Genomic DNA, 24464 nt, shown 5'->3' with positions numbered 1-24464 from the left:
CTTAAACATGCGTCCTTGTCAGCTGTTAAGGAAGGGAAGGGCTGGCTCAGCCTTTGGTGGAAAAGCGGTAGCCGGTGCCGCGCACGGTTTGTACCAGATTCTCGTAGGCATCGCCCAAGGCTTTGCGCAGGCGGCGGATATGCACGTCCACGGTGCGCTCTTCCACGTACACATTGCCGCCCCACACCTGGTCGAGCAATTGGCCACGGGTGTAGGCGCGCTCCTGGTGGGTCATGAAAAATTGCAGCAGGCGATATTCGGTCGGGCCCATCTCGGCCGGCTTGCCGTCGATGGTCACGCGGTGGCTGATCGGGTCCAGAATCAGGCCGTCGACTTCGATCGGCGCTTCGCCATCGGTAGGGCCGGCGCGGCGCAATACAGCTTTCAGACGGGCGACCAGTTCACGTGGGGAAAATGGCTTGGTGATGTAGTCATCAGCGCCAACTTCCAGGCCCTGGATCTTGTTGTCCTCTTCACCCTTGGCGGTGAGCATGATGATCGGGATATCCCCGGTCAGCTCGTCACGCTTGAGGCGGCGGGCCAGTTCGATACCGGATGTGCCGGGCAGCATCCAGTCGAGCAGGATCAGGTCCGGCTTGCGGTCGACAATGATGGCGTGGGCCTGCTGGGAGTTCTCCGCCTCCAGGCAGTCATAGCCGGCCATTTCCAACGCAACGGCGATCATCTCGCGAATGGGCGCTTCGTCGTCAACGATCAGAATGCTCCTGCCAACCATGCCTAAATCCTCTTGTCATTTAACTGTCTTGCGCCGCATTAGATAACGGAATTATTGCAGTCGTGTGACAGTAATTTAGTCGCTTGGGCAATTCTTGGCACTCTGGACTACCCTTTGGGTCCGAATCCTGACAACCACAAAAGGAAGGTTCCGATGACTCACAGTACTTTTTCCTGGAAAGCCCTGCTGGTAACGGCCGCGTTGACGCTGCCGACCCTGGCGTTTGCGGCCGAGCCTGCGATGACCAAAGACGGCATGTTGGTGGATCACAAGGGTATGACGCTCTACACCTTCGCCAAGGATTCTGGTGACAAGTCCATGTGCAACGACAAGTGCGCCACCAACTGGCCGCCGTTGATGGCCGAATCCACCGACAAGCCGATGGGCAAATGGACCGTCATCACCCGTGACGATCAAAAGAGCCAGTGGGCCTACAGCGGCAAACCGCTCTACACCTTCGTCATGGACAAGAAGGCCGGTGACATGACCGGTGAAGGCAAAATGGACGGCGCCTGGAAGGTCGCCAAGCCTTAGTTAAACCCGCTGGCGATGAGGGGCCTGGCCCCTCATCGAAACCCGTAATCCGCCACAATCCCGACAAAAATCGCCAACCCGGCCCAGTGGTTGTGCAAAAACGCCTTGAAGCATTTCATGCGGTCTTTGTCGCGGGTGTACCAGAACTCCCAGGCAAAACAGCCCGCCGCCGCCAGCAATCCAAGGTGGAACCAGCCTCCCAGCTCGAACCTTGCGCCCGCCAGCAACAGGCAGACCAGTGACAGGCCTTGCAGGGTGAGGATGATCACGCGGTCGGCATCGCCAAACAGAATGGCCGTGGATTTCACCCCGATCTTCAAATCATCGTCGCGATCGGTCATCGCGTAATACGTGTCGTAACCCACCGTCCACAGCAAATTGGCGATGTACAGCAGCCACGCAGTGGCAGGCAGGTGGCCCGTCTCGGCGGTGAACGCCATTGGCATGCCCCACGAAAACGCCGCGCCCAACACCACTTGCGGGTAATAGGTGTAGCGCTTCATGAACGGGTAGCTCGCCGCCAGCGCCAAACCGCCGAGGGACAGCAGGATGGTGGTGGCGTTGGTCAGCAGCACGAGAAGGAAACTGATGCCCATCAACACGGCGAAAAACACCAGTGCCTCTTTGGCGCTGATCTTGCCGCTTACCAGCGGGCGTTGCTCGGTGCGTTTCACATGGCCGTCGACCTTGCGGTCTGCCCAGTCATTGATCACGCAGCCCCCGGCGCGGGTCAGCACCACACCCAGTACAAAAATCACGATATTGATCAAGGACGGCGAGCCCTTGCCGGCGATCCACAGCGCCCACAGCGTTGGCCATAGCAGCAGGTAGATGCCGATGGGCTTGTCCATGCGGGTCAACTGAATGAAATCCCAGGCCCTGGGGTTCAGGCGGTTCAAGGATTTAAGCAGGCGTTGATACATCAGCAGTTCTCCGGATGGTCATGCAACGCGTGCCAGAAGCTCGGCAGGAAAATTTCCGCCACCAGCACACTCAGCGGCCCGCGATCAAAGCGTGAGCGGCGCCCCCACAAGCCGTCGGCCTGGTCCGCGCTCGGCAGCCATTGCCGTGGGTAATGGCACACCTCGATGGGCTGGCGGGTGAAGGCGTGATCGCAAAACAGCAACTCGCCCAACGAACGGCTGCCCAACGCGTCCATATGCAACCCGTCGCCCTGCAGGGCACTGCGCGCCGCCACGCTGCGGGCGAACACCCACGGCTGGCCATGCCCGCGCAGATACACCTCGCGCACCCAACCGACAGTGGCCGGGGCCAGGCCCAGCGCCGCACATTCATCCTCGCGCAACGGCTGCCAGCCTTCGAACAGCGGCGTGACGCTGAACCCATCGTTGGACAGCCGCGTGAGCCGGCGCGTCAGCGAGCCTTCGTCGAACAGCCAATCGAGGGTCAAAGGCGCGGGCAAAGGGCTCAGAAGGCTCTGGGTCAGCCATTGGCAAGCATCGGGAAGGGCGATTGAGTGCGGCACGGTGAGTCAGTATTGGCAGCAAAAGAGGCGGCGAGCTTACCATGGCGTCCTGGGCTTTTGCCGTGCTGAACCGGCCCCATGCGTCGATCGTGCTTGCATCTGCCGGCCCCGATCAGTACAAAACGCCCTGAGCCGCACGGCAACGTAGGTCTATCGACCGTCGGCCAAGATGCCTGGACCCTGAGGAAGCAAGTAATGAAGAAGTGGCAATGTGTAGTCTGCGGCCTGATCTATGACGAAAAAGACGGCTGGCCGGATGACGGTATCGCACCGGGCACGCAGTGGCAGGACGTCCCTGAAGATTGGCTGTGCCCGGACTGCGGCGTGGGCAAAATGGATTTCGAAATGATCGAAATCGGTTAATGCCTCGAATTTAAGCACTGAGTTTAAGAAACGTACTACAAGGAGAAAGGAATGAACGCACCTGTCGTGATCATCGGCACAGGATTGGCCGGTTACAACGTGGCCCGGGAGTTTCGCAAGCTCGACAGCGAGACCCCATTGCTGCTGATCACCGCGGATGATGGGCGCTCCTACTCCAAGCCCATGCTCTCCACCGGCTTTGGCAAGAACAAGGAAGCCGATGGCCTGAGCATGGCTGAACCGGGTGCCATGGCCGAGCAACTCAAGGCCGAAGTGCGCACCCACACGCGCATCAGCGGCATCGACCCAGGCCACAAGCGCCTGTGGATCAGCGAGGAAGCGGTGGCCTATCGCGACCTGATCCTGGCGTGGGGCGCAGAAACTGTGCGCGTTCCGGTTGAAGGTGATGGGGCTGAGCTGATTTTCCCGATCAACGACCTCGAAGACTACGCCCGCTTTCGCGCCGCTGCCGCCGGCAAGCGCCGCGTGCTGGTGCTGGGCGCCGGCCTGATCGGCTGCGAGTTCGCCAACGACCTGATCCTCGGCGGTTACGAAATCGACCTGGTGGCGCCGTGCGAGCAGGTCATGCCGACCCTGCTGCATCCCGCCGCCGCTGCAGCAGTGCAAGCCGGCCTGGAAGGCCTTGGTGCGCGTTTCCACCTGGGCCCGGTGCTCAACCGCCTGCAGCGTAGCGCTGACGGCCTGGAAGCGCACCTGTCGGACGGTGAGGTCATCCACTGCGACCTGGTGGTCTCGGCCATCGGCCTGCGCCCGCGCATCGACCTTGCCGCCGCTGCCGGCCTGCAAATCAACCGTGGAATCATGGTGGACCGCCACCTCAAGACCTCCCACGCCAACATCTACGCCCTGGGCGACTGCGCCGAGGTTGACGGCCTCAACCTGCTCTACGTGATGCCACTGATGAGCTGCGCCCGGGCCCTGGCCCAGACCCTGGCCGGTAACGCTACGGCCGTCAGCTATGGGCCGATGCCGATCACCGTGAAAACCCCGATCTGCCCGCTGGTAGTCTCGCCCCCGCCACGCGGCACCGAAGGTGTGTGGAGCGTCGAAGGGCAGGGCGCCGACATCAAGGCCTTGTGCCGCGACGCCAGCGGCCGCCTGCTGGGTTACGCGCTGACCGGCAGTGCGGTTATGGAAAAACTGGCCTTGAACAAAGAACTTCCGCCGTTGCTGGCGTAAATACCGGTCGTTCTGTCGGAATAACCCTGTTTTTCGCTCTAGAAAGGTCGCCGCGAGACTGGCGGAGCGTGCGAGGGCATGCCATCCTCACTCCCGTCTGCCGCAGAGTAGAGCCTGCGGCGCCTTGGGCGTTGCTCCATAAGAGAGCAGCACGGACATAACAACAAAAAACCGTCAAAGAGGCTTCACTTATGCGTAAACCAGAACTCGCAGCCGCCATCGCTGAAAAAGCGGATCTCACCAAAGAACAGGCCAACCGCGTCCTCAACGCCGTTCTCGAAGAAATCACCGGCGCCCTGCACCGCAAGGACAGCGTCACACTGGTTGGCTTCGGCACCTTCCTGCAACGCCACCGCGGCGCCCGCACCGGCAAAAACCCGCAAACCGGTGAGCCTGTGAAGATCAAGGCGAGCAACACCGTTGCGTTCAAGCCGGGCAAGTCGCTCAAAGACAGCGTCAACCCGTAAGAGCAGGACCGTCTGAAGGGAGGCGGGTTGGTAAGAAAATGGGCACGCCGACTGGGTTGGGTGCCCATTTTTGTTGGGCTGTGTAATCACAGCTTTCAATGCATCTTGGCGTCGTCACGTTTATCCCCGAACTAACTCGTCATGCCCGTCTGGCGATTCTTTTGCGACGAGCTCTTCGTAGTTCGCAGGTTCTGAGTTTAAATTCCCGGGAATCCATTCTCCATTCAATTGCTTGTAGCTGCTGGCTCTATACGGATACAAGTTCATGATTGCTGTAATTTCTTTTTGTAGGTTTTTTCCTTCATACCAAACGCTGCCGCACTCGCCACAGCCCCAAAAGGGCGGAGATTGCTCATCAATCAGATCAACCCAGCCGGCGCATTGGCTAATCGGGCACCGATAATTGGCAGGCTGCGGTGCTGTGATTGGGGGTTGCTCAGCCTTCACGTATTGCGTTGAAGAACCGCAGGAAGGGCACTCAATCATGATAAAACGCTGGCCTTTTGCAAGGAGCGGTGCAATGAATTGTTGTTGCTTCGCGTCCAGCTCAAATGTCTCTTTGCAGAGCTGGCATCGGGCGTTATTAATTGAGTCCATATGGATTTTCCCCTTCAGGATACCAATGCAGGGCTTTGCTATTAGCTTTGTGGTAGGACTTGTCCATGAGTTCAAGGTTGCTCTGGCGGTTATTGCCACCCCTGAATATTGGCTTTTTATGATGCACGTCAAAGCCCTCGGGAACTTGGCCTTTTTTCATTCTATCTACCCCGGCCGGACCATATTTCTGAAGTGATTTGGGGTCTTTGGCCATTTTTTTCATGTACTTCTCTTTGGCACCACCTTTTTTGTCGAAGTTGGCGCGTATTTTTTTGATCTCACTCTTCGTTCTCTTGTGATAGCAGGTCTTCAGCCCCCATGGATCGATCCATGTAAGGGGGTTCGGTGAGTATTGGTAGAGGTTGAAACCTCCCTCCAACCCCACCGGGTCGGGAGTGGTAAACCGCCCCACATCCGGATCATAAAACCTGAACGTATTGAAATGCAGCCCCGTCTCGCGGTCCAGATACTGTCCCTGAAACCTCAGGTTCTGCTCCTCAATGTAATAAGGCTCTCGCACCTCTTCCAGCGTGTTGCCCCACACCCGATAAGTCGCCTGCCAGAGCATGTGGCCATCCACCTCTGTCAGCTGTTCCGGCAACCCATTCAGATCATTGTGGTAGTAACGAATTTTTTGCAGCGGCCCGGCACCGTCCACGCGAGCCAGAGGTTGATAGCCTTCATCCTCATAAACGTACAGGCTTGTCTGACTGTGTTTATGCTCCTGCAATAAACGCAGGCCATCCCACATGAACTGCGTTTCCCCCAGCGGATACCCATCACCGCCATGCTCGGTTTTCCCAACCCTGCGCCCCAGCGGGTCGTAAGCCATCCTGACCACGCTGCCATCGTCATTACGCACCTCAACCAACCGGCTCTCAGCGTCATACGCAAACCGCTGCACGCCACGCTTGGCACTGCGCTTCTCGACCATCCGCCCAAACGCGTCGTAGCGATAACGCTTGTCCTGATACGTCAGCAGCTTGTTATGCACCACCAACCCGGCACCCGCTTGCGGGCCGTCCAGCAGGTTGGCGGCGGCGTCATAGGCGAAGGTTTCGCGCTGGCCGTGCAGGCTGTCCTGGCTGGCGATGATGCGGCCGGTGGCGTCGTAGTGCAGCAGTTGGCGATGTTGCGCGGTGGTTTGCTGGTCGAGCTTGCCGATCAGGTTGTCGGCGGGGTCGTATTCGAATTGCTTTTGCGTTGCCGCCGGCATCAGCGATGGCTGGCTGTTCAGGCGGCGTTGGCGTGAACGCAGGCGGCCGCTGCGGTCGTATTCGCTGCGGGTGCTGAGCTGGCCTTGGGTGCGCAGCACTTCGCGGTGCAGGCGGTCGCGTTCGAAGTCGCTGATGACCTGACCGTCGAGGTTGATCTGATGCAGGTGGCCGCTGCCGTAGTACAGGCGATTGAGCCAGCGCCCGTCCGGCAGTTGGGTCTGGATCAGGTTGCCGAGTTCGTCGTAGTGATGTTGCAGGTTGCCGGCGGCACTCTGTTCGGCAAGCAACTGGCCGACAGCGTCGTAGGCGAAAGCCAAGGCTTGGGAATTGCCTTGCAGATCAGTGAAGGTCACAGCCGTGAGCTGATCCACGGCATCGTAGCTGTAGTCGGTGCGGCCATCGTCGGTGGTTTTGGCGACCAGTCGCCCGAGCGCATCACGCTCCAGCCGATGAACGATGGGCGCGGGTGGCGTCTCGGGCACTACCGCCAGTCCATTGCCATAAGGCGCAGGAAGCGCAGTCACCGCCGTGATGTTGTCGAGCAAGTCGTAGTCGTAGCGCTTGGCGCTGCCGTCGAGGTCTTGCTGCTCGGTCAGCCGATCCCCGGCGTCCCATGCAAACCGATAGCTTTCACCGTTCTCGTTGACCAGCGCTTGCAGCCGCCCGTAGCTGTCATACCCAAACTGCACCTGTCGACCATGGGCGTCGGTGCGCTGACGGACCTGGCCACGCCGGTTGTGTTGGTAGAGCGTGGTGTGCCCGGCGGGGTCGGTGTAGCCCACCAACTGCCCGCTGGCGTTGCGCTGATACAACTCGGTGCGCCCATCCGGTAATTGGCTGCTGAGCAAGCGGCCCTGAGCGTCATAGCTGAACTGCGTGCGTTCACCAAGTGCATCGGTGATGACCTGCAAATAGCCACGGTCGTCGTAGCTGAAACGCGTCGGGTAGCCCGAGCAATCGATATGCTCGACCAACTGCCCGAATGCATTCCAGCGCAGTTTTTTGCTTTTGCCGGTGGCGTCGACAATCTCCACGATCTGGCCATGGGCGTCATAGCGATAGCGGGTGATATAACCCAGCGGATCGGTCTCGGCAATGCAGTTACCGCGTGGGTCATAGCGATATTGCCAGCTGTTGTCGGCCGCGTCGGTTTCCACCAGCGGCAATGCCCAATGTTCCAGCCACAAGGTCGAATCACTGCGGCCCAGCGGGTCGGTTTCGCCGATTACGTTGCCGCTCTCATCGTAGCTGTATTCATAGCGCCCACCCAACGAATCAGTCGCGCTGAGCAATTGGCGTTCGTCGTTCCATTCGAATAGCCAAGTCTGGCCGAGGTTGTCGCTGTACTGAATGATCTGGTGCTGAGTGTTCCAGTACCGCGTGCTCACACGCTGCAGGCCATCGGTGATGCGCGTAATACCGGCCTGCAGGTCATAGTCGAACTGGTAAGCGTCGCCCTCATCGGTCCAATGCCTAACCACGCGCCATTCCAGGCCTTCAACCAGTACCCACTCATAGAAACAGCGCAATCCGGTGGGCAATTGATGTTCCACCATTCGGCGCCCGGCATCGTAGGCGAAGCGCCGCTGGACTTGATCGGTTGCATCGCGCACTTGCGCGAGATTGCCCGCCGCGTCGTAGCCGTAGCTCACCAGCACCTCGCGACGTTGATCCGGGTACAGGCGTTCAATGCGGCTCACATAGCCCTGATCACGGATCAGCTCAACCTGCACCAGATCGAACGTGTCGCGCAGACGCACCAAGTGCCCGGCTTCGTCATAGTCGAGGTAGATACGGTTGTCGTTACGATCACCCAATTGGCTCAGGCGCAGTCGTGTCGAGTTTGCGGGCGCCGGTTCGAACAAACGGTACATGCCGTCGTCGCTTTCGATCAGCAATTGCCCATTGAGGTGTCGCCGCACCGCAAGCCCTTCGCCCGCGCTGAACACTGCGCCGCCCAACGGAATGGAGCCCATGTCGATGGGCCGGCCCTGCTCGTCGGTATACACGAGCGTTTCGCCGCCCTCGGGATGCGGCTGAATGTCGACGCACACCTCGTAGGGCACGCTCCAACCGGCGCCAAACAGGCTGCTCGGGCGTTCATCGCGGCTGTTGTAGAAGCGCTGCCAGTCAATCGGCAGGATACCCGGCAGCACAAAATCCAGGTCGTCGACGTCGCCCAGTACCTTTGCGCCCGTCGCGGCATGCACCGGGTTCGACGAGCCCATCGCGGCGTTGGCCGCAGCGCCCATCGCACTGCTGATGGCCATCGAAGTGGCGCCGCTGACCAACATGCACGGCAACTTGCTGAAGAACTTGCCCTTGCCACCCTTGAGCATCAACAGCGCTGTAACCGCCAGCCCGACGCCAGGCGTCTTGCCGCTGCGAATTTCACGCACCACCACCGAACCGCCACCAATGGTCACGTTGGATGAGATCAAACCGGACGACACCACCGTCGCATCGCAGGTACTGCGATCACCACTGCGCACAGCGGGCTGACCATTGATCGTGACCTTTTCCGAGCCTTCGGCAAGAAACTGCGGCGGCATTGGCGGGTGCTTCATGCACACGACCAGGTCCAGCGGCTTCGGCACGGCGCCTGGCGCGGGCGTTGCGACGGTGGGGCGCCACATCTGCGAGAAGAAGCCTTCGGCCATGTCCAGGTAACTGGGCTCTGGCTCAGGCTTGGTTTCTTCCAGCTCGGTGCCGGCCGGTGTGACATGGGAGCTGATCGCCCCTGCCGCGCGGGCGGCGGGGATGTTATTGGTGAGGGTGTTGGTGGAGCCGGTGAGAATGTTCGCCTGCACGGTGGGCGGAAATAAGGCGTTGCTAAAGGCATCGCATATCTTGGTCAGCCCTTTGTCCGCGCCACTCTTGCTCATGGCCAGGCCGACAATCGTGCCCACTACCGCGCCCAGCAGGAAGCAGCCGAGGCCGCCGGTGGCCACGGTAATGCCGGTGGCGGCCACCACGGCAGCGGTCGCGACCGCAGTAATCGCGATATTGGCCGCCACTTCCAGCACACCGCCGAGGATGTCCGCCATCATCGAGGTGTGGGATAGCGCATCGCCCATCCGGGCCGCCCATAACGCGTCAGACATGCAGGTTGCTCATCAGGAGATAGCGTCGAACGACAGCGAATTTTTTATCAATGCCCAGTGCGTTGCCTCGGCTTCCCCGAGTTTTTCGGCCTTCACATAACTCAAGGCGAGCATCTTGCGCGTACCCGGCAACACCAGCGCCAACTGATACTGGAACACCTTGTCATTGCCCTTGTTGAACTGGCTGCGCAACTCGATACCTTCCACCTCTTGAGCGGCGCCCAGTCGCACGGTGACGCTCGGTTGGCAGCGCAAGTCCTGCACCTGTTTTTCCAGACGCTTGAGCTGGTCGTCGAAGTTGCTGTGCAGGGTTTCGCCTTCGGCGAGCAAGCTGCGGCTGACGATCAGAGACGTGCCCAGCTCGGGGAACTTGAGGATATTGATCGTTGCGTCCTGCAACTCTGCGGCCGGCAGCTGGAACTGAAATTCGTTGATTCGGTACGTCATGGCAAACAGGTCTCGTCAGGAGCTTTTAGGCGCGGGGAAAACGGCTTTGATATTGGCGTCGATGCTTTTTTTGATGCCCTGGCCATCGGGTGTGGCGCCGGGGCCGTGGCCGTTGTTCAAGTGCAGTACGCCCTTGGTGTTGAACTCGGCATCACCGCTGGCATAGAAACTGATATTCACCCCGGTGAGGTTGATCTGCCCGCTGGCATTCAGCTCCAGGATGCTTTCGCCGCAGACCAGGCGCAGGTTTTCACCCACTTCGATGACATAGCTCTGGCTGATGCTGTCGGTCTTGCGCTGGCCGACCAAGAGGACGTCCTCCTGCTTGACGATGCGCGTACGGTTATTACCGATGGTCACCGTTTCGTTATGCCCAATGCTTTTGTTGCGGTCATGCCCGACGGCGTGGCTTTCATCCACTTCCACCACGATGTCCTGATTGCGCTCGGCATGGATATACAACTGCTCCAGCCCCTTCTTGTCCTCCATGCGGATTTCATTGAAGTTGGCTGGGGTGCCGCCCTTGCTGGAGCGACTTTTCATACCGCTCTGGGTGGCATTCTCCGGCAGGTCGTAAGGCACCGTCTGCTCGGCGTTGTACACCCGGCCGGTAATGATCGGCCGGTCCGGGTCACCTTCCAGAAAGCTCACAATCACTTCCTGGCCGATCCGCGGGATCTGCATCGAGCCCCAGTTCTTACCGGCCCAGGATTGCGATACACGAATCCAGCATGAGCTGTTTTCGTTGGATTGGTCATGGCGGTCCCAGTAAAAGTGCACCTTCACGCGGCCATACTGGTCGGTCCAGATTTCTTCACCTTTGGGGCCGACCACCAAGGCCGTCTGCGGGCCTTTGACAATCGGTCGGTGGGTGTTGGCCAAAGGGCGAAAACTTTGTTGGGCATCGATGCAGGTGAGGCTGCTTTCGAATTGCGCCGAGCCTGAGCCGCCGCCGCTTTCCAGGCTTTCCTGGACGATGTAGTAACGGCAACCGACGATCAGGTATTCGCGGTTCTGGTCCTGGCGGCTGAAGCCGGTGAGGCTGAACAAGTGGCCCGAACCGAGGCCGCGCGCGTTGCCGCTGAACTCGATCTGCTCATGCAGGGTTTGCAAGGCTTCGATGCGGGTGCGCGCGTAGTGTTCGCCGTCTTCACTTTGCACATAAGTGCCGGGGTAGTCGTACAACGGGTAGTCGCCGGCAGTGTGCGGGCGCGGCATCGCCGAGCGCACGTCGATGCTCGCGCTGGGGCGCTGGAAGTCGTAGTCGTTCAGCTCCAGCGACCCCGGCTGCACTTCGTGCGCCAGGTGCCAGTTGTGCATATGGTCGCGTTCGCGCTGCTGCTCGTCCTTGGGGTAGTACGGAATCGACGCGTAGCCCGGCACGGTGGTGTGGGCGCCATAGGCGTCGGCCAGCACCAGCACATGGCGGTCCTGTTCATGGCGGAAAAAGTAGTAGATACCTTCCTGTTCCATCAACCGGCTGACGAAGTCGAAGCTGGTTTCGCGGTACTGCACGCAGTATTCCCACTCGCGGTACGGGCGGCTCAGGGCGTCTTCGAAGTCGGAAAAGCCCAGGTCGCGAAACACCTGCTTGATGATCTGCGGGATGCTCAGGTTCTGGAAAATCCGACAGTCCGAGGTGCGGCTCAGCAGCCAGAACCATGGGCGCAGCGTCACTTGGTAACTGGCGAACTGGCCCTGGTCGATGTTCTGGCTGCACCGCGCGACGATGCCGTGGAAATGCCGCTCGCCACCGTCCGCCAGTTGCACGCTCACACTCATCGGCTTGCCCAGCAGCTGGTTGAGGTCGATGTTGGCGTCGAGCGAGGTCAGTTGCAGCTCATAGTTGAACAAGCGGCCCAGCTCTTCGCCGCCCCCCATTTCATTGAGCAACAGCACATCCGCCCCCAGGGGGCTGGTGATCTTGGCCAGGCGTGAGGCTTGGTTGAATAGCATCGGTTAACCCGTAAATGACTTAATAGCTGAAGAAACCGAATTCAACTGTGGGAGGGGGCTTGCTCCCGATAGCAGTGCGTCAGTTGATGCCTGAGGTGACTGATTCACCGCTATCGGGGCAAGCCCCCTCCCGCCGTTGTGATCGCATTCCGTCAGGTCAATCGGCGTCGTTGAAGTCGTAGTGCAATTCATTGTCCCGGCTGCTGATGCGCACACCCGCCAGCGCCTTGCCTTCGAGCATGCGCGTGAGGAATTCACGGCTCATGTCCGGCAACAGGCTGTTGGTGAGGATGGTGTCGATCATGCGCCCGCCGCTTTCGGTTTCGGTGCAGCGTGAGACGATCAAGTCGACCACCGCGTCGTCGTAGTCGAAAGCGACTTTGTGCGTATTCTCCACGCGCTTTTTGATGCGGTTGAGTTGCAGGCGGGTGATTGCCTTGAGCATCTCGTCGCTCAGCGGGTAGTAAGGGATCGTCACCAAACGGCCAAGCAATGCCGGTGGGAAAATCTCCAGCAGCGGCTGGCGCAAGGCCTTGGCGATGTCTTCTGGCTCAGGCATGTTCGCCGGGTCTTTGCAGACGCGGGAGATCAGCTCAGTGCCGGCGTTGGTGGTCAGCAGAATCAGGGTGTTCTTGAAGTCGATCACGCGGCCTTCACCGTCTTCCATCACGCCCTTGTCGAACACCTGGAAGAAGATTTCATGCACGTCCGGGTGGGCTTTTTCGACCTCGTCCAACAGCACGACGCTGTAGGGTTTGCGCCGTACCGCTTCGGTCAGCACACCGCCTTCGCCATAGCCGATATAGCCCGGCGGCGCGCCCTTGAGGGTCGACACGGTATGGGCTTCCTGGAACTCGCTCATGTTGATGGTGATCACGTTCTGCTCACCGCCGTACATGGCTTCGGCCAGGGCCAGGGCGGTTTCGGTCTTGCCCACGCCGGACGTGCCGGCGAGCATGAACACGCCAATGGGCTTGCTCGGGTTGTCGAGGCCGGCGCGAGAGGTTTGGATGCGTTTGGCGATCATCTGCAGGGCGTGGTCCTGGCCGATGATGCGTTTTTTCAGGTGCTGGTCGAGGTTGAGCACCGTCTCCAGTTCGTTGCGCGCCATGCGGCCCACGGGAATGCCGGTCCAGTCGGCGACCACCGAGGCCACCGCCTGGTAATCCACGGTTGGCAGGATCAGCGGGGTTTCGCCTTGCAGGGCAGTGAGGCGTTGTTGCAGGTCCACCAGCTGTGCGCGCAATGCATCGTTGCCGCTGTCGACTTCACCGACCTTCTCACGCAGCGTCGCGCGAGTGGCGAGCAACTCGTCCACCAGCGCTTTCTCTTCGGCCCAGCGGCTTTCCAGGGTTGCGAGGCGTTCACGTTCAGCGCTCAGCAGGGCTTCGCTGTTGCTTTGGCGCGCGCCAATCACGATGCCAATGGCATGCTCGCGGGCGATGATTTGCAGCTCGGTTTCCAGCGCCTCGATGCGGCGGCGGCTGTCGTCCACTTCGGCGGGCACCGCGTGCAGGCTGATGGCAACACGCGCGCAAGCGGTGTCCAGCAGGCTCACGGATTTATCCGGTAGCTGGCGGGCAGGAATGTAGCGGTGCGACAGCTTCACCGAAGCTTCCAGGGCTTCATCAAGGATCTGCACCTGATGGTGTTTTTCCATGGTCGAGGCCACGCCGCGCATCATCAACAGCGCCTTGTCTTCCGACGGCTCGGCGACTTGCACCACTTGGAAGCGGCGGGTCAACGCCGGGTCTTTTTCGATGTGTTTTTTGTACTCGGCCCAGGTCGTGGCGGCGACGGTGCGCAAGGTGCCGCGGGCGAGGGCGGGCTTGAGCAGGTTGGCCGCATCACCGGTGCCGGCGGCGCCACCGGCACCCACCAGGGTGTGGGCTTCGTCGATAAACAGAATGATCGGTTTGGGCGAAGCCTGCACATCCTCGATGACTTGGCGCAGGCGCTGCTCGAACTCGCCTTTCATGCTGGCACCGGCTTGCAGCAGGCCCACATCGAGGCTGCGCAGTTCCACGTCTTTGAGTGCGGGCGGCACGTCACCGGCGACGATGCGCAGGGCGAAACCTTCGACCACGGCAGTCTTGCCCACGCCGGCTTCACCCGTGAGGATCGGGTTGTTCTGGCGCCGACGCATCAGGATGTCGACCAGTTGGCGGATCTCTTCATCACGCCCAACGATCGGGTCGAGCTTGCCGCTGCGGGCCTGTTCGGTGAGGTCGACGGTGAAGCGCTTGAGCGCTTCCTGCTTACCCATCGCGCTCGGCGCCATGGCACCACTGGCCTCGCCCGGGACTGCGCCGGCATTAAATCCGTCGTTGGCACTGAGGGCGTTTTCCGGCGAGTCGCCGACGTATTCGTCAAAGCGTTCGCTCAGGGTGTCGGCCTTGATCTTGTTGAACTCGGAAGACAAGCCCAGCAGCGCATTGCGCAGGCTCGGTGTCTTGAGAATGCCGAGTACCAGGTAACCGGTGCGCACCTGGCTCTCGCCGAACATCAGGCTGCCGTAGACCCAGCCGCGTTCCACGGCTTCTTCCACATGGGACGACAGGTCGGTGATTGACGTCGAGCCGCGCGGCAGGCGGTCCAGGGCTTCGGTCAGGTCGCGGGCCAGGCGCGCCGGCTCCACGTTGAACTGGCGGACGATGCGGTGCAGGTCCGAGTCCTGCAACTGCAGCAGTTGGTGAAACCAGTGAGCCAGTTCCACGTACGGGTTGCCCCGCAGTTTGCAGAACACGGTGGCGGCTTCGATGGCCTTGTAGGCCACGCTGTTGAGTTTGCCGAACAGTGCGGCGCGACTGATTTCACCCATGCTCTGGATTCCTTGAGGTGCTGGCGTGATCGGCGTAATGCCGAGCCAGGATTAGGTCGTTGGCGTCGTGCGCAGGGCAGCCGAGCCATGTGTTGAAGCCCAGGCGGAACTGGCCGTTAAGCTGCAGCTTCGGGACTTCAGGTTGTTGCAAAACCAGGTTCAAGTCCCAGTCCAATTCATGGCCCAGGTACTCGGCCACCCATGCCACCAGCTCGTTGAACGGCTGGCTGCCAGGCAGCATGCCCATGTAGTCATCCAGCTTGAGCGGGCCCAGGCGGATGCGAAACTTATGCTGGCGGTCCCACACGTGGCTGCCCAGGCAAAAGTCCACGCCCAGTTGATTGGCGCTGACACTGACGCGGCTGCGCTCGGGCAGTTCCAGCCACTGGCCGACGTATTCTTCAATCTCAACGGGCAAGCCAAAGTATTCGCTGAGGATCGCCTTCAAACCGTCCGGGTAGCGGGTCTGTGCCGACAAGTGGCCGCTGTAATGCAGCTTCGCCGTGTCGGGAATCAGCCCCTGATTCAGCAGGCTCGGCATACCTCGGCCGCTCAGTGCTGCCAGGCGTGCCGACCAGTAATCATCGTCCGGTCGGTCGTGGCTGACCGTCGGCCGCGCTTCGGCCCAGGCCCGGTAGAACAGGCTGAGCAGGCGATGGTGGAACACGTCCAAAAACTGTTTGCTGGTGCTGTCGGCGTTATTGCGCTGACGCTCGCGCACGTACTCGGTGATGTGCAGCGGCAACGGGCCGTTGGGGCCGCCGAGGCCAAAGAAGAACTGTTCCAGCCGCGCAGGCTTACCGTCGCCGCCGGGATCGACCGAGGCCAGGGTGGCCGGGGCGAACGTGCAATCGGCTTGCTGCCCCAGGCGTAACGGGTCATCCGCCAGGCGCAGGGAATGGCCCAGGCGCGGCAGCTCTGGCGATTCGCACTCGATACGCCGCAGTGCCTGAAAGAAATCGTATTCCCAGGGCTCCTGATGCATCGCATCCAGTGTGTTCACAGGGTCGGACGCCGCCCGGGCTTGGCTTTCCATCGCATGATCTCGCCGCGTTCGGTGGTACGGATCACCGTCTCGGTAAAACTGTTGATCGACACGTAACGTGCCAGAAAGCGCTCCAGCACCGCACCGAGCAGGAACACGCCGGTGCCGCGAAACGCGTTTTCATCAAATTCCAGGGTGATTTCCAAGCCGCGGCCAAACACGATCGGACCCGGCATCGGCAGGCGCCGGGTCACGGCTTTGCTGCTGACTTCGCGCAGGCCTTCGATCTGCAATTGCAGGGCCGCGTCATTGCTGTCGCCGTACAAGCGCAGCAGTTCGCGCAAGGCGCCCGCGCCCTGGCCTTGCTCGCTCAGCGACAGGTAGTTGAGCGACAACTGGCTGATCAGGCGCCAGGCCTTGGCGTCGTGGGCATGGCTGGCGCGCGGGCGACTCGGGCCGGCCACACAGCGTACGGACAATACCGGGGCGCTGTCGGCCAGGGTGAAGTCGGTCTTGCCGTTGCCCACACTCATGAACAGCGGCAAATCGCGGTTGGTGCACAGTGCGGTTACGCCGAGTTGGCGCAGGTCGTGGCGGTACGGCGCTTGCTGGCTGTCGACCAGGCTGACGAAGGTTTCGCTGCCCACATAGGTGGAGCGCGGGCCGTTACGGCGTTGGTCGCTGGACAGCACGCGTGGTTCGCGGCGTACGGTGTAATACGCTTTGTCGCGACCATAGCGCGACGGGTCGCGCACCGCGTAGAACGGCAGGAACGGCTGCTCCGGCCCGGTGCCGTGCCCAGTGATGCCGCTCAGCGAATGAATCTCGAAATCCATCGGCCGGGTGCGGTCAGCGATTACATGGTGTTCGTTGACGCGGTCGGACAGGTGGATACGGTCCACGCGTTTCGGGAACAGGTTGATCGCCGGCGTGCAGAACGGCATGAACTGCGCCGCGCCGACACTGCCTTCCAGGCTCGGCTCGTGGCGGTCGAACAGCACGATCAGTTCCAGCTCCTGGCCGTCGCAGCGTTTGACTGCACGGCTCAGTTCGGCGAACTCGACGAACAGGAAGCGATGGGGCAGGGCGAAGTATTCCTGCAACAACCGGTAGCCCTGAAACGCGCGCGCCACCACCGGCATGGCTGCGTCGGCATCGTCAAAACCCCGTGAGCGCAGCGCGTCTTGCGGCAGGCGTTCAACCCAGTCACCGCCGGGCTTGCGTGCAAACACCGCGCAGGCGTTGCCGAGCAATTGTTCGTAGAGGCGGAACGGTTGCTCATCGGCGCCGCTGAGGTACAGCGGCAGGCTGTCGAGGTCGAGGCTGTTGAACGGTAACTCGGCGCCAGTGCGCAGGGTCAGGCGCAAGCCGGCCTTGGCTTTCGGCTCGCTGGCAGCCAGGCGACCGAGTACGGCGGCGGGGTTGCCGAAGTATTCGGCGCCGCTGACCTGCAACGGCCACAACGTCACCGGATGTGCGGTGCGGTACTCGCAGCAGGTCTGAGTTTCGCGACCCAGTGCGGCGCGCAACACCGTGTCGCGGGGCAGCGGGAAACCGCTGGCCAGGGAGCCTTCGTCGGGGTCGGTCTGCAATTGCACCACGGTCATCGACGGCGTCGGCGCCAAGTAGTGCGGGTAGGCGATTTCCAGCAGGTTATGGGTGAAGGTCGGGTACTCGGCGTCGAGCTTGAGCTGTACGCGGGCGGTGAGGTAGGCAAAGCCCTCAAGCAAACGTTCGACGTACGGGTCGGCGCAGTCCATACCGGACAGGGTCAGCCGACTGGCGATCTTCGGGTATTCCTTGGCGAACTCGGCGGCGCTTTCGCGCACGTGGTGCAGTTCCTGGTTGTACAGCTCCAGCAGGCGCGGGTTCATGGGCGTCTCCGCTGGTCGGCATTCACTACGCGCACATGCCCGGACTCCAGGTCGAGGTCGGTTTGCAGCAACAGGCGCAACGGCACCGGCTGTGCCCACAGGTCGCCTTCGATCTCGAAGCTCAGCGCATTGTGGTTCATCTCGCCATGGCCGACGCGGGCTTTGACGCGCAGTGTGTGGCGCAGAATACGTGGCTCAAAGGTGGCAATCGCCTGGTAGATCAGGGCTTCCAGGGCCTTGATATCAACACTGGAAACGCTGTTGCCAGCCAGTGCCGGCAGGCCGTAATTGACCACCGACGTACCGGCCGCGGTGTGCAGCGTGGCATCGGCATCCAGCAACGACGTGGTGTTGAGCAGCCACGCTAGGTCGCGCAGAACCGAGGCTTTCAATTGGGTCAGGGACAGCACGCGTTTGTCGGCGCTTTCCTTGGGATTGGTTGGGTCGTCGTCGGTCAGCCGGTCCAGCAAGGACGGTTGCAGACGGTCGCGGGAAGCGATTTCAGTTACCACCAAAGCAGCTCCACGGACGGGTTGTGAGAGGGACGGTTGTGCAGCAGGGCCGGTGCCTGGGGCCGTAGCGCAGGGCTACGGCCTCCAGGGCTATCAGCGTTTGGTGTTGGAACGGATGTTCCAGCCAAACTTGATCGCGCCGCCGTCTTTGGTGCCGTCGGCTTTCTGCGGCTGGTAGTCGACCATCACTTGGGCGAAGTTCAGGGTGACGTTTTCGGTCAGGCGATCATCAGTGCCCGAGCCGCCGGTGCTCAGGGACGTGACCAGCACTTCTTCCAGGTTGATCACCATGTACTCGACCTGGCTTTCACCACCGGCCTTGCGCACGGTCAGCTTGACCTTGTCGATGTGCTTGCCGCTGGCGCAGTGCATCATCAGGTTCGGCGACGCCTTGTCGACGTACTTGGTCAGCGACAGGTCCTGGATATTCACCTTGCCCGCGCCGCCGCCACCGCCAACATGCATGTTGCCGGACTGGGCCATGCCCCAGCTCCAGTTCAGCACGTCGATTTCGTCCTTGTGGGCCTTGTCCATGGACTCGCCCTTGATGTCGCCGATCTTGATGAAAATATCAACAGCCATGTTTTCTCCCTGTGTGGCGTGCGCCACTCGATTTGGTTACCGCCAATGGGGCAGTGCTTTTCTGTGGGAGCAGGCTTGCCTGCGATCGCATCAACGCGGTCTGACTGACAGACAGCGTCGCCTGAATCGCGGGCAAGCCCGGCTCCCACAGAAGAGCCGGTTCAACAGCTACTTACGCGCTTTTCGCCGACGGCAGCTTCGATACCAGGCGCAGCGACACGGTCAGCCCTTCCAGCTGATAGTGCGGGCGCAGGTAGAACTTCGAGTTGTAGTAACCCGGGTTGCCTTCGACGTCTTCCACGATCACTTCGGCGGCAGCCAACGGGTGCTGGGCCTTGGTGGTTTCGGTGGAGTGCGCCGGGTCGCCGTCGACGTAGTTGAGGATCCAGTCCTGCAACCAACGCTGCATCTCGTCCTTCTCTTTGAAGGAACCGATTTTGTCGCGCACGATGCACTTGAGGTAGTGAGCGAAACGGCAGGTGGCGAACAGGTACGGCAGGCGCGCGGCCAGGTTGGCGTTGGCGGTGGCGTCCGGGTCATCGTATTCGGCCGGTTTCTGCAACGACTGGGCGCCAATGAAGGCGGCGAAGTCGGTGTTTTTCTTGTGCAGCAGCGGCATGAAACCGTTCTTCGCCAGTTCCGCTTCGCGGCGGTCGCTGATGGCGATTTCGGTCGGGCACTTCATGTCCACACCGCCGTCATCGGTCGGGAACGTGTGGGCAGGCAGGTTTTCCACTTCACCGCCGGACTCCACGCCACGGATGCGCGAGCACCAGCCGTAGTGTTTGAACGAACGGTTGATGTTCACCGCCATCGCGTACGCGGCGTTGGCCCAGGTGTACTTGGAGCTGTCCGCACCGTCGGTGTTTTCTTCGAAGGCGAAGGCTTCCACCGGGTCGGTTTTGGCGCCATACGGCAGGCGTGCCAGGAAGCGCGGCATGGTCAGGCCGATGTAGCGCGAATCTTCCGATTCACGCAGCGAGCGCCAGCCGGCGTATTCCGGGGTGGTGAAGATCTTGGTCAGGTCGCGCGGGTTCGACAGCTCCTGCCAGGAGCCCATGCCCATCACGGTCGGCGAAGCCGCAGCGATAAACGGGGCGTGCATGGCGGCGCAGACTTTCGACAGCTCGCCCAGCAGCTCCACGTCGGGTGGCGACTGGTCGAAGTAGTAGTCGCCCACCAGGCAACCGTAAGGTTCGCCGCCGAACTGGCCGTATTCTTCTTCGTACATCTTCTTGAAGATCGGGCTCTGGTCCCACGCGGTGCCCTTGAATTTCTTCAGGGTCTTGTGCAGGTCCGGCTTGGAGATGTTGAGCACGCGAATCTTCAGCTGCTCATCGCTCTCGGTGTTGTTGACCAGGTAGTGCAGGCCACGCCAGGCGCTTTCCAGTTGCTGGAAATCCTGGTGATGGATGATCTGGTTAACCTGGGCGGTGAGCTTGGCGTCGATGGCGGCGATGATCGATTCAATCGACTTGATCGCGTCATTGGACACCAGGTCTGTCTGCGCCAGAGCCTGTTCGGCCAGGGTGCGCACGGCAGTTTCCACGGCTTCGCGGGCACGCTCGGTCTTGGGTTTGAATTCTTGCAACAGCAGGTTCGCGAACTCGCTGGCTTCTTCGGTAGCGCCCAGGATCTGGGAGCCTTCGCGGGCGGTATTCTCGGTCATGATTACTGGTCCCCTGCCGGCTTAGGCGCGCTTGCAAGGGCCTGCAGCAATGCCGGGTCCTTGATCGCTTTCATGATGATTTCTTCAGCGCCGGTCTTGCCGTCCATGTAGGTCAGCAGGTTGGCGAGCTGGGTGCGGGCTTCGAGCAGCTGTTTGAGCGAATCGACCTTGCGGGCCACGGCGGCCGGGCTGAAGTCGTCCATGCTTTCGAAGGTGATGTCCAGGCTCAGGTTACCTTCGCCGGTCAACTCGTTCGGTACATGGAACGCCACACGCGGCTGCATGGCCTTGAGGCGCGAGTCGAAGTTATCGACGTCCACTTCAAGGAACTTGCGGTCGGCCACAGGGGCGAGCGGTTCGGCAGGCTTGCCGGCGAGGTCGGCCATCACGCCCATTACGAAGGGCAGCTGGACCTTTTTCTCGGCGCCGTAAAGCTCGACGTCGTACTCGATCTGCACTCGAGGCGCACGGTTGCGCGCGATGAATTTCTGAGAACTTTGCTTCGCCACGTTGCTGCTCCTGGTCGCTTGAGCGACGGTGTTGTTACTGCACAGCCGGGCGGCTTACTCGCCGTCCGGGCCACGCAGGTTTTCAAATTGGGACATGCCATCGGGAATCAGATTGCGCACGATGGCCGCGAAGTCGGCGTGCACCAGATTTTTCGCGCGGTTCAACAGCACCGGCAGCGGGCTCGAAGGCTCGTGTCGGGTGTAGTACGCAAGGATCTTGTCGAGGCTGCGCAGCACGTCATCGCGGCTGGCGATGTCGCCCGTTGGGCGCGGTGCGGCGGGGGCAGCAGCGTATTCAACCGAGGGGGCATTGTCGTCACTGACGGCCTCGGGCGCGCTGCGGGTATCGCTGTTCGGTACGAATTGGTTGAGGACTTGCAGCGCCTGCTTGAGCGGTTGCTTCAACAGGCTGAGGTCCACGCCCTGGGCCGAACCGACCTGGTCGCTGACCTGTTGTTCGATGGCTTCGCAGGCGGCACGCGCGGCGCTCAAGGCATCGTGGGTGGCTTGCAGTTGTTCCGGGTCGCTGTCGAGGAACGCGGCGTTCAGTTGCTGGGCACCGAGTTGTTCATCAGGGAAACTCATCAGGCCGCTGGCGTTCAACGCAGCGCGCAGGCTCACCGGCCCGAACGTGCGTGAGCGCGTGAGGATACTTTCGCGCAGCAGACGAATGGTCGCGTCGCTGGTCAAGCCCGAGAGGGCGTTGATGCGCACGGTGGGGTCGTTATCGTCGTCGGCATCCAGGCGCGGGTGCAGGTCGGCCCAGTATTCACGCAGTAGCGCATTGATCAGCGTAAGCACTTCGGCGAGCCCGACCGGGCCTTGCAGGGCGAGGGAGCTTTGCAACAGGAAATGGGTGATGCGCAGGTCTTTGCTGCGCTGCAGCAAGTCGAGGCTTTGCTGCTGGATGTTGCGCCAGTCCGGCGGTTCAGCGGGCAGGATCGAGTCGCCCATGCTGCGCTCGGGTTGGCCTTTGGCGGCACGCTCCAGGTGGAGAAAGTCCGCGTCATATTCCATGTCTTCGCCACAAGGCGAAGTCGCGGAAACGGCGGCGAGCAGCAACGGCACATCCACTTGATTCGATCTCCCTATCGGCCCGTTAGATATCGGGCAATTCATGCATTAGTTGCGTAATGAACTTTGCATGGTTTCTTGGTCATATACGTCGAGGTGCCACTAATGTGCCACCACTGATGTTCAAGAAGTTGTGCATTTTTGGTGTAGTAGTTACGCCTTGTCAAGGTAAGCTATTCGCCCTCTGTGACAGATGTGCGGTGTTTAACACCTTGCGCGACTGACGGGTCTAACGGTGCCCCAAGATAGGATTTTTGTCATAGAGGCCGGGTAAGATCAGCGATCATGCTGACAAAAGCAGATTTTCAAGGTCGTTTGCACGACCTGGCGGTGATCTCTCGGGAGGACGGGCCCCTTTGGGTAGCCCCCGGATAGACCGCGCGCGATGTATCAGCAAGGAGGCAAGATGTCGCTGTGTTTGACTATCACTAGTTATCACAAAATTACCCCTGGGCAATGCCCTGAAAAGTCCATGAATCAGGGCGTGATGGCTATTGGCCGCAGTTCTGATAATGACTGGGTATTGCCCGACCCAGAGCGCCTTGTCTCTTCACAGCACTGCGTTATTCAATACAAAGATGGTCGTTACTATTTAACCGATAACAGTACAAACGGCGTGGAATTGGTCAACGCCGGTATCCGTATGCGCAGGGGTAACAGCGAGCCGTTGCAAGATGGTGAGTTGATCCGCATCGGCGATTATGAAATTCAGGCGCGCATCGACTTTAACGTGCAAGCCGTCGATAGCCAGTCGTTTGCCGGCGATTCGCCGAACAGTTTTGAGGCGCTGATGGGGGCGGTGGTAAACCCGCCTGCGTCGACGCCGGCGATTGCGCCGCAGTTCCAGGGTGCGTCGTCGATGGACACGCTGCCGGATCTGTTCGACTTCCTCACCCCGACCACCGTACCGCCACCGACCGTGGCGGACCACGTACCCTCCGAGCAACACGACTTCCGTCCACCGACGCCGGTTGCCGTGCCGGTGATCGAGCCGCCGGTGGTATCCGGTTCAGTCATTCCCGAAGACTGGGACCTGTTTGGCGACACGCCAGCGCCTGTCGTCACCGCCCCTCAGCCTGTTGCGCCGCCCGAACCGCCACCGCCACTGGCGCCGAGCGTTCAGCCGGTCATCCAGCCGACCGCCCAGCCGACCACCCCGGACACTCAGCAGCCCGACCTGCTGCAAGCCTTCCTGCGCGGCGCCGGCCTTGACCAGCTGCGCCTCGACAAAGCCGACGCCTGCGCGCAAATGGAAAGCATCGGCCGCAGCTATCGGCTGATGGTCGAAGGCCTGATCGATGTATTGCGTGCCCGTGCCAGCCTCAAGGGCGAGTTCCGCATGCAGCAGACGATGATCCGGCCGGCCGAAAACAATCCGTTGAAATTCGCGCCGAATGCCGACGAAGCCTTACTGCTGCTGCTTCGCCACGGTAACCAAGCGTTTATGGCGCCGGACGTCGCTGTGCGCGACAGTTTCGACGACCTGCGCGCCCACCAACTGGCGGTGATGGCCGGTGTGGAAGCGGCGATCAAACACTTGCTCTCGCGCTTTGAACCGGCACAGCTGGAAGAGCGCATGGGTAAGCCCGGCGGGCTGTCGAGTCTTTTTAACGGCTCGCTTCAGGCCCAGTACTGGCAGCAGTTCACCGAGCTCTACAGCAATATTTCCCGCGAGGCCCAGGAAGATTTCCAGGACCTGTTCGGCCGCGAATTCAGCCGAGCCTACGAAGAACACAGCGCACGACAGCGACGCTAAATCGCGCCGCAGTAATGGATAAAACGGATAGCTAAGTACGTCATTGAGGACGCAGGATGATTCCCAGGTTTTTACTCGCAGCAGCCACCGCGTTGCTGCTGACGGCGTGTGCCAAGGATGCCGCCAAACCCCAGGCGGTTGCCGAGGCCGAGGCGGACACCGCCGCCGTCGAGTTGCACTTTCACGCGATTAACGGGCTCAACCCCGGCGCCAACGGCCAGGCCGCGCCGGTGCGGGTGCGCATCTTCGAACTGAAAAACGCCGCCACTTTCAGTCGCTCCGACTACTTCGCGCTGGCTGACCGTGCGCAATCCACCCTCGGCCTGGACCTGCTGGACCAGGACGAAGTGATGGTCCAACCCGGCCAGCAATTGAGCATTCAACGCGACCTCGACCCTTCCACGCGCCAAATCGGTTTGCTGGTGGGCTATCGCGAGTTGGACCGCGCGCAATGGCGCACGGTGCTCAATGTGCCGGCTCGCCAGTACACCGAATACCAGATCAGCCTCGATGTGCGCGCTGTGCGCGCCGACGTCGTGGTTCCCCCATCCAGCCCTGCCCAATAAGAAGCAATC

Annotated in this window: 21 protein-coding genes; 6 read left to right on the top strand and 15 right to left on the bottom strand. The window is 61.0% G+C overall.

Features of this window, described 5'->3' with window-relative positions; all coding sequences use genetic code 11:
* Nucleotides 1-46 precede the first annotated feature (46 nt).
* Nucleotides 47-736 (bottom strand): phosphate regulon transcriptional regulator PhoB, encoded by a 690-nt coding sequence (phoB, locus tag A7D21_RS04990; RefSeq protein ID WP_003195617.1) that lies wholly within the window; start codon nt 734-736, stop codon nt 47-49.
* Nucleotides 737-889: 153 nt separating this feature from the next.
* Here phoB and A7D21_RS04985 point away from each other — a divergent pair, with 153 nt between their 5' ends.
* On the top strand, nt 890-1270 hold the full coding sequence (locus tag A7D21_RS04985) for a hypothetical protein (RefSeq protein ID WP_069551179.1): 381 nt from the start codon (nt 890-892) through the stop codon (nt 1268-1270).
* A 32-nt stretch (nt 1271-1302) separates the two neighbouring features.
* On the opposite strand, the gene ubiA is transcribed toward A7D21_RS04985, so the two are convergent.
* On the bottom strand, nt 1303-2193 hold the full coding sequence (gene ubiA / locus A7D21_RS04980; protein WP_069551178.1) for a 4-hydroxybenzoate octaprenyltransferase: 891 nt from the start codon (nt 2191-2193) through the stop codon (nt 1303-1305).
* Complete coding sequence (locus A7D21_RS04975; RefSeq protein ID WP_069551177.1) at nt 2193-2756, bottom strand: chorismate lyase; 564 nt, start codon at nt 2754-2756, stop codon at nt 2193-2195. Before A7D21_RS04975 ends, ubiA begins: the two co-directional genes overlap by 1 nt.
* A 195-nt stretch (nt 2757-2951) precedes the next feature.
* Here A7D21_RS04975 and A7D21_RS04970 point away from each other — a divergent pair, with 195 nt between their 5' ends.
* The 3 genes from A7D21_RS04970 to A7D21_RS04960 all read left to right on the top strand — a co-directional run bounded on the left by A7D21_RS04970 (nt 2952) and on the right by A7D21_RS04960 (nt 4786).
* Entirely contained in the window at nt 2952-3119 is a 168-nt protein-coding gene (locus A7D21_RS04970; RefSeq protein ID WP_053258696.1) for a rubredoxin, read from the top strand.
* A gap of 51 nt (nt 3120-3170) precedes the next feature.
* Complete coding sequence (locus tag A7D21_RS04965; RefSeq protein WP_069551176.1) at nt 3171-4319, top strand: NAD(P)/FAD-dependent oxidoreductase; 1149 nt, start codon at nt 3171-3173, stop codon at nt 4317-4319.
* A 191-nt stretch (nt 4320-4510) separates the two neighbouring features.
* Nucleotides 4511-4786 carry an HU family DNA-binding protein gene (locus A7D21_RS04960; protein ID WP_003213368.1) on the top strand — a complete coding sequence of 92 codons (276 nt, stop codon included), beginning with the start codon at nt 4511-4513 and terminating at the stop codon, nt 4784-4786.
* Between the two features lie 120 nt (nt 4787-4906).
* Here the strand turns inward: A7D21_RS04960 and A7D21_RS04955 are convergent, their stop codons facing one another.
* The 12 genes from A7D21_RS04955 to tssA all read right to left on the bottom strand — a co-directional run bounded on the left by A7D21_RS04955 (nt 4907) and on the right by tssA (nt 22133).
* Nucleotides 4907-5383: a hypothetical protein gene (locus tag A7D21_RS04955; protein WP_069551175.1), complete on the bottom strand. Its 477-nt coding sequence runs from the start codon at nt 5381-5383 to the stop codon at nt 4907-4909.
* Entirely contained in the window at nt 5370-9704 is a 4335-nt protein-coding gene (locus tag A7D21_RS04950; RefSeq protein ID WP_141718197.1) for an RHS repeat-associated core domain-containing protein, read from the bottom strand. Before A7D21_RS04950 ends, A7D21_RS04955 begins: the two co-directional genes overlap by 14 nt.
* A gap of 12 nt (nt 9705-9716) precedes the next feature.
* On the bottom strand, nt 9717-10151 hold the full coding sequence (locus A7D21_RS04945) for a DcrB-related protein (RefSeq protein ID WP_069551174.1): 435 nt from the start codon (nt 10149-10151) through the stop codon (nt 9717-9719).
* A 15-nt stretch (nt 10152-10166) separates the two neighbouring features.
* Nucleotides 10167-12107 carry a type VI secretion system Vgr family protein gene (locus A7D21_RS04940; protein WP_069551173.1) on the bottom strand — a complete coding sequence of 647 codons (1941 nt, stop codon included), beginning with the start codon at nt 12105-12107 and terminating at the stop codon, nt 10167-10169.
* Between the two features lie 157 nt (nt 12108-12264).
* Nucleotides 12265-14928, bottom strand: coding sequence for a type VI secretion system ATPase TssH (tssH, locus tag A7D21_RS04935; RefSeq protein ID WP_053258690.1), 2664 nt, complete (start codon nt 14926-14928; stop codon nt 12265-12267).
* Nucleotides 14921-15964: a type VI secretion system baseplate subunit TssG gene (gene tssG, locus A7D21_RS04930; protein ID WP_069551172.1), complete on the bottom strand. Its 1044-nt coding sequence runs from the start codon at nt 15962-15964 to the stop codon at nt 14921-14923. The genes tssH and tssG overlap by 8 nt, the downstream gene beginning before the upstream one ends.
* The gene (gene tssF, locus A7D21_RS04925) at nt 15928-17787 is read right to left on the bottom strand and encodes a type VI secretion system baseplate subunit TssF (protein WP_053258688.1); all 1860 of its coding nucleotides are present in this window, start codon (nt 17785-17787) and stop codon (nt 15928-15930) included. The genes tssG and tssF overlap by 37 nt, the downstream gene beginning before the upstream one ends.
* Nucleotides 17784-18299: a type VI secretion system baseplate subunit TssE gene (tssE, locus tag A7D21_RS04920; protein ID WP_053258817.1), complete on the bottom strand. Its 516-nt coding sequence runs from the start codon at nt 18297-18299 to the stop codon at nt 17784-17786. Before tssE ends, tssF begins: the two co-directional genes overlap by 4 nt.
* 93 nt (nt 18300-18392) lie before the next feature.
* Nucleotides 18393-18881, bottom strand: coding sequence for a type VI secretion system tube protein Hcp (locus A7D21_RS04915; RefSeq protein WP_005792512.1), 489 nt, complete (start codon nt 18879-18881; stop codon nt 18393-18395).
* A 172-nt stretch (nt 18882-19053) separates the two neighbouring features.
* A complete protein-coding gene (tssC, locus tag A7D21_RS04910; RefSeq protein WP_053258687.1) occupies nt 19054-20550 on the bottom strand; it encodes a type VI secretion system contractile sheath large subunit in 1497 nt (498 codons plus the stop codon).
* A 2-nt stretch (nt 20551-20552) separates the two neighbouring features.
* Nucleotides 20553-21059, bottom strand: coding sequence for a type VI secretion system contractile sheath small subunit (gene tssB / locus A7D21_RS04905; protein ID WP_017135823.1), 507 nt, complete (start codon nt 21057-21059; stop codon nt 20553-20555).
* A 54-nt stretch (nt 21060-21113) separates the two neighbouring features.
* Nucleotides 21114-22133 (bottom strand): type VI secretion system protein TssA, encoded by a 1020-nt coding sequence (gene tssA / locus A7D21_RS04900; RefSeq protein ID WP_069551171.1) that lies wholly within the window; start codon nt 22131-22133, stop codon nt 21114-21116.
* Between the two features lie 406 nt (nt 22134-22539).
* On the opposite strand from tssA, the gene tagH reads away from it, so the two are divergent.
* Nucleotides 22540-23889, top strand: a complete 1350-nt coding sequence (gene tagH / locus A7D21_RS04895) for a type VI secretion system-associated FHA domain protein TagH (RefSeq protein ID WP_069551170.1) — start codon at nt 22540-22542, stop codon at nt 23887-23889.
* Nucleotides 23890-23945: 56 nt separating this feature from the next.
* Complete coding sequence (tssJ, locus tag A7D21_RS04890; protein WP_053258684.1) at nt 23946-24455, top strand: type VI secretion system lipoprotein TssJ; 510 nt, start codon at nt 23946-23948, stop codon at nt 24453-24455.
* Nucleotides 24456-24464: the final 9 nt, after the last annotated feature.

Origin of the sequence: Pseudomonas sp. AP19, from assembly GCF_001728855.1 — a bacterium.
Lineage (GTDB): Bacteria > Pseudomonadota > Gammaproteobacteria > Pseudomonadales > Pseudomonadaceae > Aquipseudomonas > Aquipseudomonas fluorescens.
This window is presented reverse-complemented; position numbering and strand designations above follow the sequence as displayed.

Bases quoted from the DNA above. Each gene is read 5' to 3' on its own strand.
- ubiA (WP_069551178.1), bottom strand. From the start codon at position 2,193: ATGTATCAACGCCTGCTTAAATCCTTGAACCGCCTGAACCCCAGGGCC.
- tssG (WP_069551172.1), bottom strand. From the start codon at position 15,964: ATGGAAAGCCAAGCCCGGGCGGCGTCCGACCCTGTGAACACACTGGAT.
- A7D21_RS04970 (WP_053258696.1), top strand. From the start codon at position 2,952: ATGAAGAAGTGGCAATGTGTAGTCTGCGGCCTGATCTATGACGAAAAA.
- A7D21_RS04965 (WP_069551176.1), top strand. From the start codon at position 3,171: ATGAACGCACCTGTCGTGATCATCGGCACAGGATTGGCCGGTTACAAC.
- tagH (WP_069551170.1), top strand. From the start codon at position 22,540: ATGTCGCTGTGTTTGACTATCACTAGTTATCACAAAATTACCCCTGGG.
- tssF (WP_053258688.1), bottom strand. From the start codon at position 17,787: ATGAACCCGCGCCTGCTGGAGCTGTACAACCAGGAACTGCACCACGTG.
- tssC (WP_053258687.1), bottom strand. From the start codon at position 20,550: ATGACCGAGAATACCGCCCGCGAAGGCTCCCAGATCCTGGGCGCTACC.
- tssH (WP_053258690.1), bottom strand. From the start codon at position 14,928: ATGGGTGAAATCAGTCGCGCCGCACTGTTCGGCAAACTCAACAGCGTG.
- A7D21_RS04960 (WP_003213368.1), top strand. From the start codon at position 4,511: ATGCGTAAACCAGAACTCGCAGCCGCCATCGCTGAAAAAGCGGATCTC.
- A7D21_RS04940 (WP_069551173.1), bottom strand. From the start codon at position 12,107: ATGCTATTCAACCAAGCCTCACGCCTGGCCAAGATCACCAGCCCCCTG.
- A7D21_RS04955 (WP_069551175.1), bottom strand. From the start codon at position 5,383: ATGGACTCAATTAATAACGCCCGATGCCAGCTCTGCAAAGAGACATTT.
- A7D21_RS04915 (WP_005792512.1), bottom strand. From the start codon at position 18,881: ATGGCTGTTGATATTTTCATCAAGATCGGCGACATCAAGGGCGAGTCC.
- A7D21_RS04985 (WP_069551179.1), top strand. From the start codon at position 890: ATGACTCACAGTACTTTTTCCTGGAAAGCCCTGCTGGTAACGGCCGCG.
- A7D21_RS04945 (WP_069551174.1), bottom strand. From the start codon at position 10,151: ATGACGTACCGAATCAACGAATTTCAGTTCCAGCTGCCGGCCGCAGAG.
- tssJ (WP_053258684.1), top strand. From the start codon at position 23,946: ATGATTCCCAGGTTTTTACTCGCAGCAGCCACCGCGTTGCTGCTGACG.
- phoB (WP_003195617.1), bottom strand. From the start codon at position 736: ATGGTTGGCAGGAGCATTCTGATCGTTGACGACGAAGCGCCCATTCGC.
- A7D21_RS04950 (WP_141718197.1), bottom strand. From the start codon at position 9,704: ATGTCTGACGCGTTATGGGCGGCCCGGATGGGCGATGCGCTATCCCAC.